Below are 13,622 nucleotides of genomic sequence, written 5' to 3'. Positions count from 1 at the left end.
GAGCTGGCCCTTCCGAAGAAATGGTGTCAGATCATCGGCATAGCCTGGGCCGAGCCCCCAACCCGCTCCCCGGCCAAGCCTGCACTCTACCGGCCGGGGAAGGGGTGAGTCAGTGCTCAGTCTGGCTGGGGAGGGCTGAAGTGACCAGTTCGGTCAGCACACCATGGCAGTCCTTGGGGTGCAGGAAGGTGATCCGCGAATCCATCGAACCACGGCGCGGCTCGTCGTAGAGCACCCGAACGCCCTTGTCGCGGATGTCCGCGGCGTCGGCGTCGACGTCGGCGGTGCCGAACGCGATGTGGTGCACGCCCTCGCCGTTCTTGGCGAGCCACTTGCCGACAGCCGAGTCCTCGCGGGTGGGTTCGAGAAGCTGGAGGTAGGAGGCGCCGCCGTCGGACGTCTCGTTGATCTTGAGCATGGCCTCGCGTACGCCCTGCTCCTCGTTGACCTCGGAATGGAAGACCTCGAAGCCGTACGTGGCACGGTAGAAGTCAACAGTCTTGTCGAGGTCGAAGCAGGCGATCCCGATGTGGTCGATTCTCGTCAGCATGCCCCCAGTGCACCGCTGGCACGCCCGGTTACGCAACGTGCGCGCGATCACACCTTTGTGCCGGTGACCTGATGCGTACCGCTCAGTACATTGACGGAAACCCTCGTTAACATCCCTGACGTCCGAAGGGGCCGCACCATGGCTGGAACGACAGGCACCACCTCTGTGATCGTCGCGGGCGCTCGCACGCCCATGGGCCGGCTCCTCGGCTCCCTGCGGACCTTCTCCGGAGCCGACCTCGGCGGCGTGGCCATCAAGGCCGCGATCGACCGGGCGGGCATCGGCGGTGACCAGGTGCAATACGTCATCATGGGCCAGGTGCTCCAGGCCGGGACCGGCCAGATTCCGGCCCGGCAGGCGGCCATCGCCGCCGGGATTCCGATGAACGTCCCGGCGCTGACCGTCAACAAGGTCTGCCTCTCCGGGCTCGACGCCATCGCGCTCGCCGACCAACTCATCCGCGCCGGTGAGTTCGACATCATCGTCGCCGGCGGCCAGGAGTCGATGACGAACGCCCCGCACGTGCTGCCGAAGTCCCGTGAGGGATTCAAGTACGGCGCTGTTCAGATGCTGGACTCCATGGCGCACGACGGGCTCGTCGACGCGCACGAGAACATCCCCATGGGCGAGTCCACCGAGAAGCACAACACCCGGCTCGGCATCGACCGCGCCGTGCAGGACGAGATCGCCGCCCGCTCCCACCAGCGGGCCGCCGCCGCGCAGAAGAACGGCCTGTTCGAGGCGGAGATCACCCCCGTGGAGATCCCGCAGCGCAAGGGCGAGCCGGTCATCTTCAGCAAGGACGAGGGCATCCGCGCCGACACCACCGCCGAAGCCCTCGGCAAGCTGCGCCCCGCGTTCACCAAGGACGGCACGATCACGGCGGGCACCGCCTCGCAGATCTCCGACGGCGCGGCCGCTGTCGTCGTGATGAGCAAGGCCAAGGCCGAGGAGCTCGGCCTGGAGTGGATCGCCGAGATCGGCGCGCACGGCAACGTGGCGGGCCCGGACAACTCCCTCCAGTCGCAGCCCTCCAACGCCATCAACCACGCCGTCGGCAAGGAGGGCATCGCCGTCGCCGACCTCGACCTGATCGAGATCAACGAGGCGTTCGCCGCCGTCTCCTACCAGTCAATGAAGGACCTCGGAGTTTCAGCGGAAAAGGTGAACGTCAATGGTGGGGCCATCGCGCTGGGGCACCCCATCGGCATGTCGGGCGCCCGGGTCGTGCTGCACCTCGCGCTGGAGCTGAAGCGTCGCGGCGGCGGTGTCGGCGCGGCCGCGCTGTGCGGTGGCGGCGGCCAGGGCGACGCGCTGATCATCCGGGTGCCCAAGAAGTAGCGCCCCGGTGCGCGAATCCGCCACTCCGGACCGGCTGGTGCGCACGGCGCACTGGCCGGTCCGGCGACCACGATGACAAGGAGCGCAGCACGATGGTGGACGTCCCCGGCCTGGTGGAGCAGGCGAGGCAGGGCAAGCCGCGCGCGGTGGCCCGGCTGATCTCGCTGGTGGAGGGGGCGTCGCCGCAGCTGCGCGAGGTGATGGCGGCGCTCGCGCCGCTCACCGGCGGCGCGTACGTCGTCGGCCTCACCGGCTCGCCCGGCGTCGGCAAGTCCACCTCCACGTCCGCGCTGGTCACCGCGTACCGCAAGACCGGCAAGCGGGTCGGCGTGCTGGCCGTCGACCCGTCCTCGCCGTTCTCGGGCGGCGCGCTGCTCGGCGACCGCGTGCGGATGAGCGACCACGCCTCGGACCCCGGCGTCTACATCCGCTCGATGGCCACCCGCGGCCACCTCGGCGGTCTCGCGTGGTCGGCACCCCAGGCGATCCGGGTGCTCGACGCGGCGGGTTGCGACGTGATCCTGGTGGAGACGGTCGGCGTCGGCCAGTCGGAGGTGGAGATCGCCTCGCAGGCCGACACGAGCGTGGTCCTCCTCGCCCCCGGCATGGGCGACGGCATCCAGGCGGCGAAGGCCGGAATCCTGGAGATCGGCGACGTGTACGTGGTCAACAAGGCCGACCGCGACGGCGCCGACGCCACCGCCAGGGAGCTGAACCACATGCTGGGCCTCGGCGAGGCGAGGGCCGCCGGGGACTGGCGGCCGCCGATCGTGAAGACCGTCGCCGCGCGGTCCCAGGGCATCGACGAGGTCGTCGAGGCGCTGGAGAAGCACCGGGCGTGGATGGATGAGCACGGGGTGCTGGCTGCCCGCCGCAAGGAGCGGGCGGCGCGCGAGGTCGAGACGATCGCGGTCACGGCGCTGCGTGAGCGGATCGGTGACCTGCACGGAGACAAGCGGCTCGGGGCGCTCGCGGAGCGGATCGTCGGCGGGACCCTTGATCCGTACGCGGCTGCGGATTCGCTTGTCGCGAGCATCACGGAGGCCGCTTCCGAATAGCGGCTCCGCCGCGGAGTGGCTGGTGCCTGCCTGGTCCGCTGAGGGGCGCACTGTCGGGTCGTCCTCAATCGCCGGACGGGCTTTGAGGGGCTGGACGGGCCCATAACAGCCCGTCCGGCGTTTGAGGACAGGACGTGCGCGTAAGCGCTGGGCGAGCTTGTAAACCCGGGTGCCGGACTGGCTCATAACAGCCCGTCCGGCGTTTGAGGACAAGACATGCACGTAAACGCCGCACGAGCTGAAAGCACAAGCGCCGGACGGGCTGAACAAAGCCCGTCCGGCGTTTGAGGACAACGGGGCCCCAGCGGTAGCTGGGGAGCTGCTGCCCCGGTCAGTCGTCGGTGTCGGCGCTGTCGTCGTCACCGTCGTGGTCGTCGTGGTCGCCGGCGTCAGCGTCCTTGCTGACCTTGCCCGTCTTGGAGTCCACGACCAGCTCGTGCTCCTTGTGGTCCTTGCCCGTGACGTCGACCTCCCAGTTGTACGCCTTGCCCTCGTTGTCGAAGTCCACGGAGGTCACGGTGCCAGGCGTGGCGCGCTGCGCCGCGGCCGCCGCTTCGGTGGCGGAGACCTTCGCCTTCGCCAGCGCCGCCTTGACCCTGGCCGTGTCGTCCTCGTGGTCGATGTGCTGGTTCAGCACCTTCGCGGTGTTCGCGTCGAGGGTCAGGTCGTGCCAGCGGCCGTCCTTGCCGAGGACGTCGACGTCCCAGGTGACGCGGCCGTCGTCGGCTTCCAGCTCGGCGGAGACGACGGTGCCGGGGGTGGCCTTCTGGGCGGCGGCGACCGCCTCGCTCAGGCTGGTGCGCGCGTCCCGCTGCGCTTTGGCCTCGGCGGCGTCCTCGGCCTTGTCGCCGGCGTCCTCCGCCTCGTCCTTGGCGTCCGCGCGGTCGTCCGCACGGTCTTCGCGGTCGTCCGCCCTGTCGTCGGCCGCGTCCCGGCTGTCGTCGTCCCGGTCGTCCGCGCTGTCACCGGCGTGGTCAGCGTCATCGTGGCCGCCGCTCTGCGCCGTGGCCGTCTGGCTCGCGGGCTTCGCGTCGCCACCACCGTCACCGGGAAGGGCGAATGCCGTGGCCGTGCCGCCGCTGATCAGTGCCGCGGCAGCGACGGTGGCGATGACGATGTTGCGCTTCATGAGGTTCTCCTCGGTCGCTGCGGTTGCTTGATGTGTCCCACCGTGGCTGAACGACGCTGAAGGGAACCTGAAGCATGCTGAAGAGATCTTCAGGTGGGGTTTGCGACCCTGTGCGTATGCGTTTGTTGATCGTGGAGGACGAGAAGCGGCTCGCTCTGTCGCTGGCCAAGGGGCTGACCGCGGAGGGCTTCGCCGTGGACGTGGTCCACGACGGGACCACGGGGCTCCATCAAGCGAGTGAGGGGTCCTACGACCTGATCGTCCTCGACATCATGCTGCCCGGCATGAACGGCTACCGCGTCTGCGGCGCGCTGCGGGCGGCGGGCGATGACGTGCCGATCCTGATGCTCACAGCGAAGGACGGCGAGTACGACGAGGCGGAAGGGCTCGACACCGGCGCCGACGACTACCTGACCAAGCCCTTCTCGTACGTGGTGCTCGTCGCGCGCGTACGGGCCCTGCTGCGGCGCCGGGGCTCCGGTGCCTCGCCCGTGCTGCGCGTGGGCGAGCTGACCATCGACCGGGCGGCGCGGCGGGTGGAGCGCGCCGGAAAGGAAATCACCCTGACGACCAAGGAGTTCGCGGTGCTTGAGCACCTGGCCACCAGGGCGGACGAGGTGATCTCCAAGGCGGAGATCCTGGAGCACGTGTGGGACTTCGCGTACGAGGGTGATCCGAACATCGTCGAGGTCTACATCAGCACGCTGCGCCGCAAGCTCGGCGCTGAGACGATCGGCACGGTGCGCGGCGCCGGATACCGGCTGGTGAACCGTGCGTAGACCCTTTGGTTCCGTGCGTGCCCGGGCCGCGCTCGGGGCGACCGTCGTGGTCGCCGTCGCGCTGGTCGCCGCGGGACTCGCGGTGCTGTCCGTGCTCAGTGGCAACCTCCGCGACCAGGCCGATCTCCAGTCGAAGTCCGCGGCGCGGGAGGTCGCCACGCAGCTGGCCACCGGCGCCGACCTGGACCTGGACAGCGACCGGCCGGTGCAGGTGGTGGACGAGGAGGGCCGGGTACGTAAGGTCAGCGAGGACCTGGAGAAGATCACCGGCACCGGCAGCGACCAGGTCAAGCCCCCGCCCCGCGCACCGGCCGCCAGCCCTACCGGCACCGTCGAGGACGGTGACGACGCCGACGACGCGGCCGAGGACCAGGCGGACGGCGACGCGCCGGACCAGGGTGAGGTGTCCGACGACACCAAATTCAACGACGGGACCGCCACCATCGACGGCGAGCGGGAGCACTACCGCTTCGCCGCCGTCGAGGTGACCACCCCGCAGGACGAGACCCTGACCGTCTACGCGGGCGTTCCGCTGTCCACCGAGCGGGAGGCGGTCGGCACGGTCCGGGAGGCCATGCTCATCGGGCTGCCGGTGCTGCTGGCCGTGGTCGCCGCCGTCACCTGGCTGGTCACGCGGCGCGCGCTGCGGCCCGTGGAGGGCATCCGTCGCGAGATGGCGGCCATCACCGCCAGCGCCGACCTGACGCGGCGGGTGCCCGAGCCGCAGGCGCGGGATGAGGTGGCGCGGCTGGCGGTGACCACCAACGAGACCCTTGCCGCGCTGGAGAGCTCCGTGGAGCGGCAGCGGCGGTTCGTCGCCGACGCCTCGCACGAGTTGCGCAGCCCCATCGCCAGCCTCCGGACGCAGCTTGAGGTGGGTGTGGCCCATCCTGGCCTGCTGGACACCGAGGGCGCCGTGGCGGACGTGGTGCGGTTGCAGCGCCTCGCGGCCGACCTGCTGCTGCTGGCCCGGCTCGACGCGGGGGAGCGCCCCGTGGACGGCCGGGTCTCGCTGGCCGTGCTGGTGCGTGAGGAGCTGTCGCAGCGGGTCGGGGACCGGATTGCGGTCCGCACCGGCGAGCTGGCCGAGATGGAGGTCGCCGGGTCGCGCGGGCAGCTGGCGCGGGTGCTCGGCAACCTCGTCGACAACGCGCAGCGGCACGCGGAGAGCGAGATCGTGGTCTCCGTACGGGGGACGGACGGCTGGGGCGTGCTGGAGGTCGCCGATGACGGCGCTGGCGTACCCGAGTCGGAGCGGGAGCGGATCTTCGAACGGTTCGTACGGCTCGACGACGCGCGCAGCCGCGACGACGGCGGCGCCGGGCTCGGCCTCGCCATCGGGCGCGATGTGGTGTCGCGGCACGGCGGCACTCTGACCGTACGGTCGGCCCCCGGCGGCGGTGCGCTGTTCGAGGTACGGCTGCCGCTGCCGTAGGGTCGGCAGCCCTGGTGCAAGGCAGTGGTGTGCCCCGTCAGGGGCGCGGGGAACGACGCGACCGGCCACAACGCGCCCGCACTTCGCGACGCACGGGCAGGGACTCCCCCGCTCGCCCCTCCGCACGATCCGCCGGACACGGCCCGGGCGTGGGCCGCCCCCGGAGCCGGACCGGCCCCGGGGCAGAGCCGGGGCCGGACCGGAGAGCCGTCACCGGACCCAGACGGTCGTCCGGTGGCGGGCAGTGCGGGGGATCAGCCGTTACCGCGACGGGTGCGCAGGTGATCGGCGACCGGGGCGAGCGAGCCGTAGAGCGCGTCGATGCCCTCGGTGCCCAGCAGATCGATGAAGTGCTGCCGCACGGAGGCGACATGATGCGGGGCGACCTCGCGCATGGTCTCCCAGCCGCGGTCGGTGAGGACCGCGTAGAGCCCGCGCCGGTCCGACTCGCAGTTCTCGCGGCGGACCAGGCCCGCGTTCTCCATGCGGGTGATCTGGTGCGAGAGGCGGCTCTTGGACTGCAGGGTGGCGGCGGCGAGATCGCTCATCCGCATCCTGTGGTCCTCGGATTCCGAGAGGTTCACCAGAATCTCGTAGTCGTTGTTCGTCAGGCCGAACGGCTGCAGGTCCCGTTCCAGCTGATGCATCAGCAGTCGACTGACGTCCAGGTGGGCGCGCCAGGCGCGCTGTTCCTCTGCGTTGAGCCAGTTGGTGCCGTTTTCGGTCTCCATGTGATTGATTCTACCTAAAGAAGTTGAATTCCGAACCAATGGATGTACGCGGCTTGAGGTCACGCGTTCGACGTTACACTCCGCACGCTACCGCTCACGAACCGGTACCCCTGCCTGGTGGGGGGTGGCTCCCGTGGCGATCTCCGCCCGCAGCATCTCGGTGGACTGGAGCAGAACGGTCCCCGCGCCCACGAACTCGAACTGGTGCTCCTCGCCCGACACGCCCCCGATGCCCGTGTGCGCGCGGAGTCCGCCGATGAAGCCCTTCAGGTACTGGTGGTCGTAGTGATGGCAGGGTGAGGGGCAGTCCGCCCAGCCCACGAGGGCTTGCGGGTCCACCCGGACCGGCGGCTCCATGAAGACCACGGGGCCGTTGGAAGCGGCCACGAACTTGCCCGTGCCGATCAGCGTGAGGAACCCGGGCACGATGGACTGCTTCAGCGCCAGCGAGGGCTGGAAGGCCAGCAGATTGCCTGACCTGATCGTCAGATTTCCCTGATCGAGATCGTACGAATTGACGTCGAAGGCCCGGTCGGCGAGAACCATCTTCCCTCGCCCCTCGGCCACCACCCAGTCCGCCGCGTGCAGGGGTGAGTGGAAGCTGCCCGCGATCAGCCGGTCGAGGTGGCCGAGCCCCACGCCGTGGAAGTCGATGTCGCCGTAGTAGGCGATCATCTTGCCCTTCTGCAGGAACCACTGGCCGTTGAGATCGACGCTGAAGGCGTACGGATTGACGTTGTCATCGATGGGCAGGGTGTGCGCGTCGTGGACGACAGGGCCGGTCACAGCTTCTCCTCCGATGCCTGCACGTACACCGTGCCGGTGCCTGACAGGGCGAGCTGGAAGCCCTCGCCCGATCCTCTGCCGACCATTTCGCGCCACCCGAGCGCGGTGGACAGCTTGTTGCGTACGTCGCCCCGGTGCGCGACGTACGCCTGGGGGTCGACGTGTATGTCGCGGCCTGGCGTGATCGGCAGCTCGATCACGCCGCCGTGTGCCATCACCGCCACCGAGCCGTGGCCCTCCAGCGTCGTCGTGAACAGGCCCTGCCCGGAGATCTGGCCGCGCACCATGCCCATCACGCCGCCCTGCGAGCCCATGAACATCGTGCCCTGCCGCAGCGTGCCGTCGAAGGCGAGCAGCCGGTCGGCCTCGACATAGAGCGTGTCGCCGGTCAGGTCCACCACGTGCACGTGGTGCCCGCCGTGGCCGAACATCACCGTGCCGCCCGGCGCCCCGGCGGGGACCTCCACGGTCATCAGCGGCGTCGCCTCGCCCGCGACCCGGCGGCCGATCATGCCCATGACCCCGCCCTGGCCACCGGTGATGCTGGGCGTGAAGCTGACCTCGCCGGTGTAGGCGAGCATCGCGCCGCGCTGGCTGAACAGCGTCTGCCCTGGCGCCACGTGGGCCTGCACCATCCGCGAGTTGAGCAGTGTGAACGGCATCAGGTCTCGCCCCCGATCGTGTTGCGCTCGCTCGGCTGTACGTAGACCAGGCCGTCGCCCTCGAAGCGGATCTGGAACGCCTCGCCCGAGCCCTCGCCTATCAGGCTGCGGAAGTTGACCCCCGACTGGAAGTGCTGCTGGAGGCTGCCGGTGTGCGCGATGTACGCGCCCGGGTCCACCCGCAGCGGCAGGTCGGGCGTCACGCGCAGCACGACCGCCTGGCCGTCCGACATGATCGCCGCCTGCCCGGTGCCCTCGACGGTCGTGGTGAACAGGCCGTTGCCCTGCGAGGCGCCGCGCAGCCCGGTGAACGTCGTCCCCGTGCGCAGCGCGTCGTCCGTGCAGAGCAGATTGCTGGACTCCACGTACAGCTTGTCGCCGTGCAGCGTGACCAGGTTGATCTCACTGGCCCGGTCGGCGAAATAGCAGGTGCCGTGTCCCTTGACCTCCATGACCTCCATCTGTTCGCCCGTGAGCCGCCGGGTGACCATCCCCCGCAGACCCTCTCCGCCACCGGTCTTCTTCTTGAAGGTCATCTCCCCGTCGTACGCGACCATCGAGCCGTTCTTGGCCTTGATGGAGTCGCCGGTCATGTCGACAGCGAGGACCTTGCTCCCATGGAGCCGAAACTGAGCCACGTATGTGACGCTATCGGTCGCAACCGGCCCCGCACAGGCATCGGTGGCACGCGCCCGACCCGGCGGTGGAGATCGTCGGCGGAACTGCCACAATGGGAAAGCTTGTGAAGGCAGGCACAAGGTGTGCCCGCCCCCGCCCTCCCAGCCGAAGGTGCCCCCGTGGACATCAAGACCGCCTCCGCCCTGCGCCGGCTCCGCCTGGTCTCCGCTCCGGAGGCCGTTTCCTTCCTGATCCTGATCACCTGCTCGGTCCTCAAGCGCACCACCGACTTCAACGCGGTGCCCGTCATGGGCATGGTGCACGGCCTGCTGTTCGTGGTGTACGTGCTCTTCTGGGCCGACGCCTGGAACCGCACCAAGTGGTCGCTGGGCACCGCCGGGTTCTACCTCGCGATGTCGGTCGTGCCCACCGGGGGCTTCATCGCCGATCGCAAGCTCAAGCGGGAGGCCGAGGCCAGTGTGATCGCCGCCCGTGCCCGCAAGGAAAAGGTTGTCGGCGCGTGATCGTCGCCTTCTCCGTCACCCCGCTCGGCGTCGGCGAGGACGTCGGTGAGTACGTCGCCGACGCCGTGCGGATTGTGCGCGAGTCCGGACTGCCGAACCGTACGGACGCCATGTTCACGTCCATCGAGGGCGAGTGGGACGAGATCATGGACGTCGTCAAGCGCGCCGTCGCGGTGGTGGAGGCGCGTGCGCCCCGGGTGAGCGTCGTGCTGAAGGCGGACATCCGCCCCGGCGTCGAGGACGGCCTCACGACGAAGGTGGACACGGTCGAACGCCACCTGTCGCCGTCGAGCCCGTCGGCGTCGAGCCCGTCCAGCGCCTGAGGACGGGGCAAGGCGGTGGCCGCTGGCTGTGGTCGCCGGCTGTGGCCGCCGGCCGTGGTCTGGAACCAGGGGCGGGGTCTCAGGTCGGGGGCTGGGGTCCTCCGGGGCAGGGTCCTGGACCGTATATTTACGGCGCCTTAGCCCCTTTTGTATGGTTGGCCTCTTGTTGCGCCACAAATACACGTAAGCGTCCAGAACCCTACCCCTGCGGCCCCCGCTGCGGCGGCGCTCTGTCCGCCCACCCCGGCCGGGGGTGCGGGACGGAAGCAGGGGCCCGAAGTCTGAGACGGGGCTGACCAGCATATGACTGGCCGGTAGGGTCGATGGCGTGGCCAAACCGCTCAGTCTTCCCTTCGATCCCATCGCCCGGGCCGACGAACTCTGGCAGCAGCGCTGGGGCTCCGTGCCGTCGATGGCAGCCATCACCTCGATCATGCGCGCCCAGCAGATCCTGCTCGGGCAGGTCGACGCGGTGGTCAAGCCGTACGGGCTGACCTTCGCCCGCTACGAGGCACTGGTCCTGCTCACCTTCAGCAAGGCCGGTGAGCTGCCGATGTCGAAGATAGGCGAGCGGCTGATGGTGCACCCGACCTCCGTCACCAACACCGTGGACCGGCTCGTCAAGTCCGGCCTGGTCGACAAGCGCCCCAACCCCAACGACGGCCGGGGCACGCTCGCCTCGATCACCGGAAAGGGGCGCGAGGTCGTGGAAGCCGCCACGAAGGACCTGATGGAGATGGATTTCGGGCTCGGCGTATACGACGCGGAGGAGTGCGCGGAGATCTTCACCCTGCTGCGGCCCCTGCGGGTGGCGGCCGCCGACTTCGACGGCACGGCGGGCGCGCCGCAGGAGCCGGCCGACCGGTAAGCACGGGCCGACCGGCGATGACTGGTGATCCGCGAGGGCCGGCGACCCGCGAGGGCCAGTGACCGGCGAGGCTGGTCTGTCTTGGCCGGTTTTGTCCTACGGGCGGGGGAGCGAAGGGGCGGGGAAGATCGCCCCGGATGGGGCGGATACGCTCGTGGTATGAAGCGAAGCGTGTTGACCCGCTACCGGGTAATGGCCTACATCACCGCCGTGATGCTGCTCGTGCTGTGCACCTCCATGATCTTCAAGTACGGCTTCGACAAGGGCGCCGACCTCACCCTGGTGATCTCGCAGGTCCACGGCGTGCTGTTCATGATCTACCTGGTCTTCGCCTTCGACCTGGGCCAGAAGGCCAGGTGGCCGTTCGGCAAGCTGCTGTGGGTGCTGGTCTCCGGGACCATCCCGACCGCCGCCTTCTTCGTGGAGCGCAAGGTCGTCCAGGAGATCGAGCCGCTGATCGCCGCCACCGAGGCGGAGCCCGCCCAGGCGTAGTACGCCAGTCCGGTCCGCCACGGCGAGCGCCACACGCCCCGCTCTGTCCCGCTCCGCTCCCCTCGCCCCGTGCCCTGTCAGGGCCGGGGCGAAAGTCTTTCCGTACGCCGGTAACCGCCCGGAAATCGGCCTAGTGAGCGACGCGACTCGGCCAGCCATCGACAATTAGTAGGACGTCCAAGTAAATTTGCCCCATGGACGCCGAAGGCATTGAGGAAGGCCGCCGTCGCTGGCAGGCCCGTTTCGACGCGGCACGCAAGCGTGACGCTGACTTCACCACGCTCTCCGGAGATCCCGTCGAGCCGGTCTACGGCCCAGCTCCGGGCGACACCGTCGAGGGCTTCGAGCGGATCGGCTGGCCCGGTGAGTACCCCTACACCCGTGGCCTGCACGCGACCGGCTACCGGGGCCGGACCTGGACCATCCGCCAGTTCGCCGGGTTCGGCAACGCCCAGCAGACCAACGAGCGCTACAAGATGATCCTCGCGGCGGGCGGCGGCGGCCTCTCCGTCGCCTTCGACATGCCGACCCTGATGGGCCGCGACTCCGACGAGGAGCGCTCACTCGGCGAGGTCGGCCACTGCGGCGTGGCCATCGACTCGGCGGCCGACATGGAGATCCTGTTCCAGGACATCCCCCTCGCCGACGTCACCACCTCCATGACGATCAGCGGCCCCGCCGTGCCCGTCTTCTGCATGTACCTCGTCGCCGCCGAACGCCAGGGCGTCGACCCCGCCGTCCTCAACGGCACCCTCCAGACGGACATCTTCAAGGAGTACATCGCGCAGAAGGAATGGCTCTTCCAGCCGGAGCCGCACCTGCGCCTGATCGGCGACCTGATGGAGCACTGCGCGAGCGGCATCCCCGCGTACAAGCCGCTCTCCGTCTCCGGCTACCACATCCGCGAGGCCGGAGCCACGGCCGCGCAGGAGCTGGCGTACACCCTCGCCGACGGCTTCGGCTACGTCGAGCTGGGCCTCTCGCGCGGCCTCGACGTGGACACCTTCGCGCCCGGCCTCTCCTTCTTCTTCGACGCCCACCTCGACTTCTTCGAGGAGATCGCCAAGTTCCGCGCGGCCCGCCGCATCTGGGCCCGCTGGATGCGCGACGTCTACGGAGCGCAGTCCGACAAGGCCCAGTGGCTGCGGTTCCACACCCAGACGGCAGGCGTCTCGCTCACCGCCCAGCAGCCCTACAACAACGTCGTACGCACCGCGGTCGAGGCCCTGTCCGCCGTCCTCGGCGGGACCAACTCCCTGCACACCAACGCCCTCGACGAGACCCTCGCCCTCCCCAGCGAGCAGGCCGCCGAGATCGCGCTGCGCACACAGCAGGTGCTCATGGAGGAGACCGGCGTCGCCAACGTCGCCGACCCGCTCGGCGGCTCCTGGTACGTCGAAGCGCTCACCGACCGCATCGAGGCCGAGGCCGAGAAGATCTTCGACCAGATCAAGGAGCGCGGCCGCCGGGCGGTCCCCGACGGCCAGCACCCGATCGGCCCGATCACCTCCGGCATCCTGCGCGGCATCGAGGACGGCTGGTTCACCGGCGAGATCGCCGAGTCCGCCTTCCAGTACCAGCAGGCGCTGGAGAAGGGGGAGAAGAAGGTCGTCGGCGTCAACTGCGCCCACGGCTCAGTCACCGGCGACCTGGAGATCCTGCGCGTCAGCCACGAGGTCGAGCGCGAGCAGGTCCGGGTCCTGGCCGCCCGCAAGGCCGCCCGCGACGACGCGGCCGTCCGCGCCTCCCTGGACGCGATGCTCGCCGCCGCCCGCGACGGCTCCAACATGATCGAGCCCATGCTCACGGCCGTACGGGCGGAGGCGACGCTCGGCGAGATCTGCGGCATCCTGCGCGACGAGTGGGGCGGCTGGACCGAGCCCCCCGGCTTCTAACCCGTCTCGTACTCGGCCCAGACCGTTTTCCCCGGCCCTGGCGCACGCGAGGTGACACTCCACCGCGTGGCCAGCTCCGAGACCAGCAAGAGCCCGCGCCCGGATTCCGATCCGGACGCGGGCTCTTCGGGCCGTACGGGCTCGGGACCCGTCTCCGTACGGGTATCGCTCACCTCGATCCGCAGCGGCACGGGCGGCGCGTACGCCGTCAGCCGCAGATGGAAGTCCTTGCCGGGCACATGGCCATGCCGCACCGCGTTGGCGACCAGCTCCGCCGCGATGAGCGTGAACTCCTCGTTGACGGACGAGTGGTAGGCAAACCCCCACTCGTGGAGGCGATTTGAGACGAGACGCCTGGCAAGTCGTGCGCCGCGTGGGGTCGATGTGAAGCGCATGACGAACTCGTGGGTGGGGGTTTCGGCTGTCATGGG

16 protein-coding genes are annotated in these 13,622 nt (G+C 69.7%); 9 read left to right on the top strand and 7 right to left on the bottom strand.

What is annotated here, in order from left to right; all coding sequences use genetic code 11:
* Positions 1 to 109: 109 nt before the first annotated feature.
* Positions 110 to 550 carry a methylmalonyl-CoA epimerase gene (mce, locus tag AC5P1B_RS23050; protein WP_493889324.1) on the bottom strand — a complete coding sequence of 147 codons (441 nt, stop codon included), beginning with the start codon at positions 548 to 550 and terminating at the stop codon, positions 110 to 112.
* 138 nt (positions 551 to 688) lie between these two features.
* Between mce and AC5P1B_RS23045 the strand changes: the two genes are divergently transcribed.
* Both AC5P1B_RS23045 and meaB read left to right on the top strand, forming a co-directional pair.
* Complete coding sequence (locus AC5P1B_RS23045) at positions 689 to 1,891, top strand: acetyl-CoA C-acetyltransferase (protein WP_493889322.1); 1,203 nt, start codon at positions 689 to 691, stop codon at positions 1,889 to 1,891.
* A gap of 92 nt (positions 1,892 to 1,983) precedes the next feature.
* The gene (meaB, locus tag AC5P1B_RS23040) at positions 1,984 to 2,949 is read left to right on the top strand and encodes a methylmalonyl Co-A mutase-associated GTPase MeaB (protein ID WP_493889320.1); all 966 of its coding nucleotides are present in this window, start codon (positions 1,984 to 1,986) and stop codon (positions 2,947 to 2,949) included.
* Between the two features lie 331 nt (positions 2,950 to 3,280).
* On the opposite strand, the gene AC5P1B_RS23035 is transcribed toward meaB, so the two are convergent.
* On the bottom strand, positions 3,281 to 4,078 hold the full coding sequence (locus AC5P1B_RS23035; RefSeq protein ID WP_493889319.1) for a PepSY domain-containing protein: 798 nt from the start codon (positions 4,076 to 4,078) through the stop codon (positions 3,281 to 3,283).
* A gap of 116 nt (positions 4,079 to 4,194) precedes the next feature.
* Between AC5P1B_RS23035 and AC5P1B_RS23030 the strand changes: the two genes are divergently transcribed.
* Together AC5P1B_RS23030 and AC5P1B_RS23025 are read left to right on the top strand one after the other, a co-directional pair.
* Positions 4,195 to 4,857, top strand: a complete 663-nt coding sequence (locus AC5P1B_RS23030) for a response regulator transcription factor (RefSeq protein ID WP_493889318.1) — start codon at positions 4,195 to 4,197, stop codon at positions 4,855 to 4,857.
* Between the two features lie 13 nt (positions 4,858 to 4,870).
* Positions 4,871 to 6,292: a sensor histidine kinase gene (locus AC5P1B_RS23025; protein ID WP_493889316.1), complete on the top strand. Its 1,422-nt coding sequence runs from the start codon at positions 4,871 to 4,873 to the stop codon at positions 6,290 to 6,292.
* 254 nt (positions 6,293 to 6,546) lie between these two features.
* Here the strand turns inward: AC5P1B_RS23025 and AC5P1B_RS23020 are convergent, their stop codons facing one another.
* The 4 genes from AC5P1B_RS23020 to AC5P1B_RS23005 all read right to left on the bottom strand — a co-directional run bounded on the left by AC5P1B_RS23020 (position 6,547) and on the right by AC5P1B_RS23005 (position 9,109).
* Positions 6,547 to 7,023, bottom strand: coding sequence for a MarR family winged helix-turn-helix transcriptional regulator (locus AC5P1B_RS23020; RefSeq protein WP_493889315.1), 477 nt, complete (start codon positions 7,021 to 7,023; stop codon positions 6,547 to 6,549).
* A gap of 87 nt (positions 7,024 to 7,110) precedes the next feature.
* Positions 7,111 to 7,809 (bottom strand): AIM24 family protein, encoded by a 699-nt coding sequence (locus tag AC5P1B_RS23015; protein WP_493889314.1) that lies wholly within the window; start codon positions 7,807 to 7,809, stop codon positions 7,111 to 7,113.
* Entirely contained in the window at positions 7,806 to 8,471 is a 666-nt protein-coding gene (locus AC5P1B_RS23010; RefSeq protein ID WP_493889312.1) for an AIM24 family protein, read from the bottom strand. The genes AC5P1B_RS23015 and AC5P1B_RS23010 overlap by 4 nt, the downstream gene beginning before the upstream one ends.
* Positions 8,471 to 9,109 (bottom strand): AIM24 family protein, encoded by a 639-nt coding sequence (locus AC5P1B_RS23005; RefSeq protein ID WP_493889310.1) that lies wholly within the window; start codon positions 9,107 to 9,109, stop codon positions 8,471 to 8,473. The genes AC5P1B_RS23010 and AC5P1B_RS23005 overlap by 1 nt, the downstream gene beginning before the upstream one ends.
* A gap of 159 nt (positions 9,110 to 9,268) precedes the next feature.
* Between AC5P1B_RS23005 and AC5P1B_RS23000 the strand changes: the two genes are divergently transcribed.
* From AC5P1B_RS23000 to icmA, 5 genes are all read left to right on the top strand, one after another.
* Complete coding sequence (locus tag AC5P1B_RS23000) at positions 9,269 to 9,613, top strand: DUF3817 domain-containing protein (protein ID WP_493889309.1); 345 nt, start codon at positions 9,269 to 9,271, stop codon at positions 9,611 to 9,613.
* Positions 9,610 to 9,936 (top strand): MTH1187 family thiamine-binding protein, encoded by a 327-nt coding sequence (locus AC5P1B_RS22995; RefSeq protein ID WP_493889308.1) that lies wholly within the window; start codon positions 9,610 to 9,612, stop codon positions 9,934 to 9,936. Before AC5P1B_RS23000 ends, AC5P1B_RS22995 begins: the two co-directional genes overlap by 4 nt.
* Before the next feature lie 328 nt (positions 9,937 to 10,264).
* Entirely contained in the window at positions 10,265 to 10,804 is a 540-nt protein-coding gene (locus AC5P1B_RS22990; protein ID WP_493889307.1) for a MarR family winged helix-turn-helix transcriptional regulator, read from the top strand.
* 159 nt (positions 10,805 to 10,963) lie between these two features.
* Positions 10,964 to 11,296, top strand: coding sequence for a DUF3817 domain-containing protein (locus AC5P1B_RS22985; RefSeq protein WP_493889306.1), 333 nt, complete (start codon positions 10,964 to 10,966; stop codon positions 11,294 to 11,296).
* 194 nt (positions 11,297 to 11,490) lie between these two features.
* The gene (gene icmA, locus AC5P1B_RS22980) at positions 11,491 to 13,191 is read left to right on the top strand and encodes a coenzyme B12-dependent isobutyryl-CoA mutase large subunit (RefSeq protein WP_493889305.1); all 1,701 of its coding nucleotides are present in this window, start codon (positions 11,491 to 11,493) and stop codon (positions 13,189 to 13,191) included.
* On the opposite strand, the gene AC5P1B_RS22975 is transcribed toward icmA, so the two are convergent.
* Complete coding sequence (locus tag AC5P1B_RS22975) at positions 13,188 to 13,619, bottom strand: ATP-binding protein (protein WP_493889304.1); 432 nt, start codon at positions 13,617 to 13,619, stop codon at positions 13,188 to 13,190. The two genes, icmA and AC5P1B_RS22975, sit on opposite strands and share 4 nt — an antisense overlap.
* Positions 13,620 to 13,622 lie beyond the last annotated feature (3 nt).

The organism is Streptomyces sp. A01 (assembly GCF_059026195.1).
The sequence above is the reverse complement of the archived record's forward strand: the minus strand, read 5'-3'. Positions and strand labels throughout refer to the sequence as shown.

Coding starts and splice junctions, on each gene's coding strand:
- AC5P1B_RS23035 (WP_493889319.1), bottom strand. CDS start 4,078: ATGAAGCGCAACATCGTCATCGCCACCGTCGCTGCCGCGGCACTGATC.
- AC5P1B_RS23010 (WP_493889312.1), bottom strand. CDS start 8,471: ATGCCGTTCACACTGCTCAACTCGCGGATGGTGCAGGCCCACGTGGCG.
- AC5P1B_RS23045 (WP_493889322.1), top strand. CDS start 689: ATGGCTGGAACGACAGGCACCACCTCTGTGATCGTCGCGGGCGCTCGC.
- mce (WP_493889324.1), bottom strand. CDS start 550: ATGCTGACGAGAATCGACCACATCGGGATCGCCTGCTTCGACCTCGAC.
- icmA (WP_493889305.1), top strand. CDS start 11,491: ATGGACGCCGAAGGCATTGAGGAAGGCCGCCGTCGCTGGCAGGCCCGT.
- AC5P1B_RS22985 (WP_493889306.1), top strand. CDS start 10,964: ATGAAGCGAAGCGTGTTGACCCGCTACCGGGTAATGGCCTACATCACC.
- AC5P1B_RS23030 (WP_493889318.1), top strand. CDS start 4,195: ATGCGTTTGTTGATCGTGGAGGACGAGAAGCGGCTCGCTCTGTCGCTG.
- AC5P1B_RS22975 (WP_493889304.1), bottom strand. CDS start 13,619: ATGACAGCCGAAACCCCCACCCACGAGTTCGTCATGCGCTTCACATCG.
- meaB (WP_493889320.1), top strand. CDS start 1,984: ATGGTGGACGTCCCCGGCCTGGTGGAGCAGGCGAGGCAGGGCAAGCCG.
- AC5P1B_RS23020 (WP_493889315.1), bottom strand. CDS start 7,023: ATGGAGACCGAAAACGGCACCAACTGGCTCAACGCAGAGGAACAGCGC.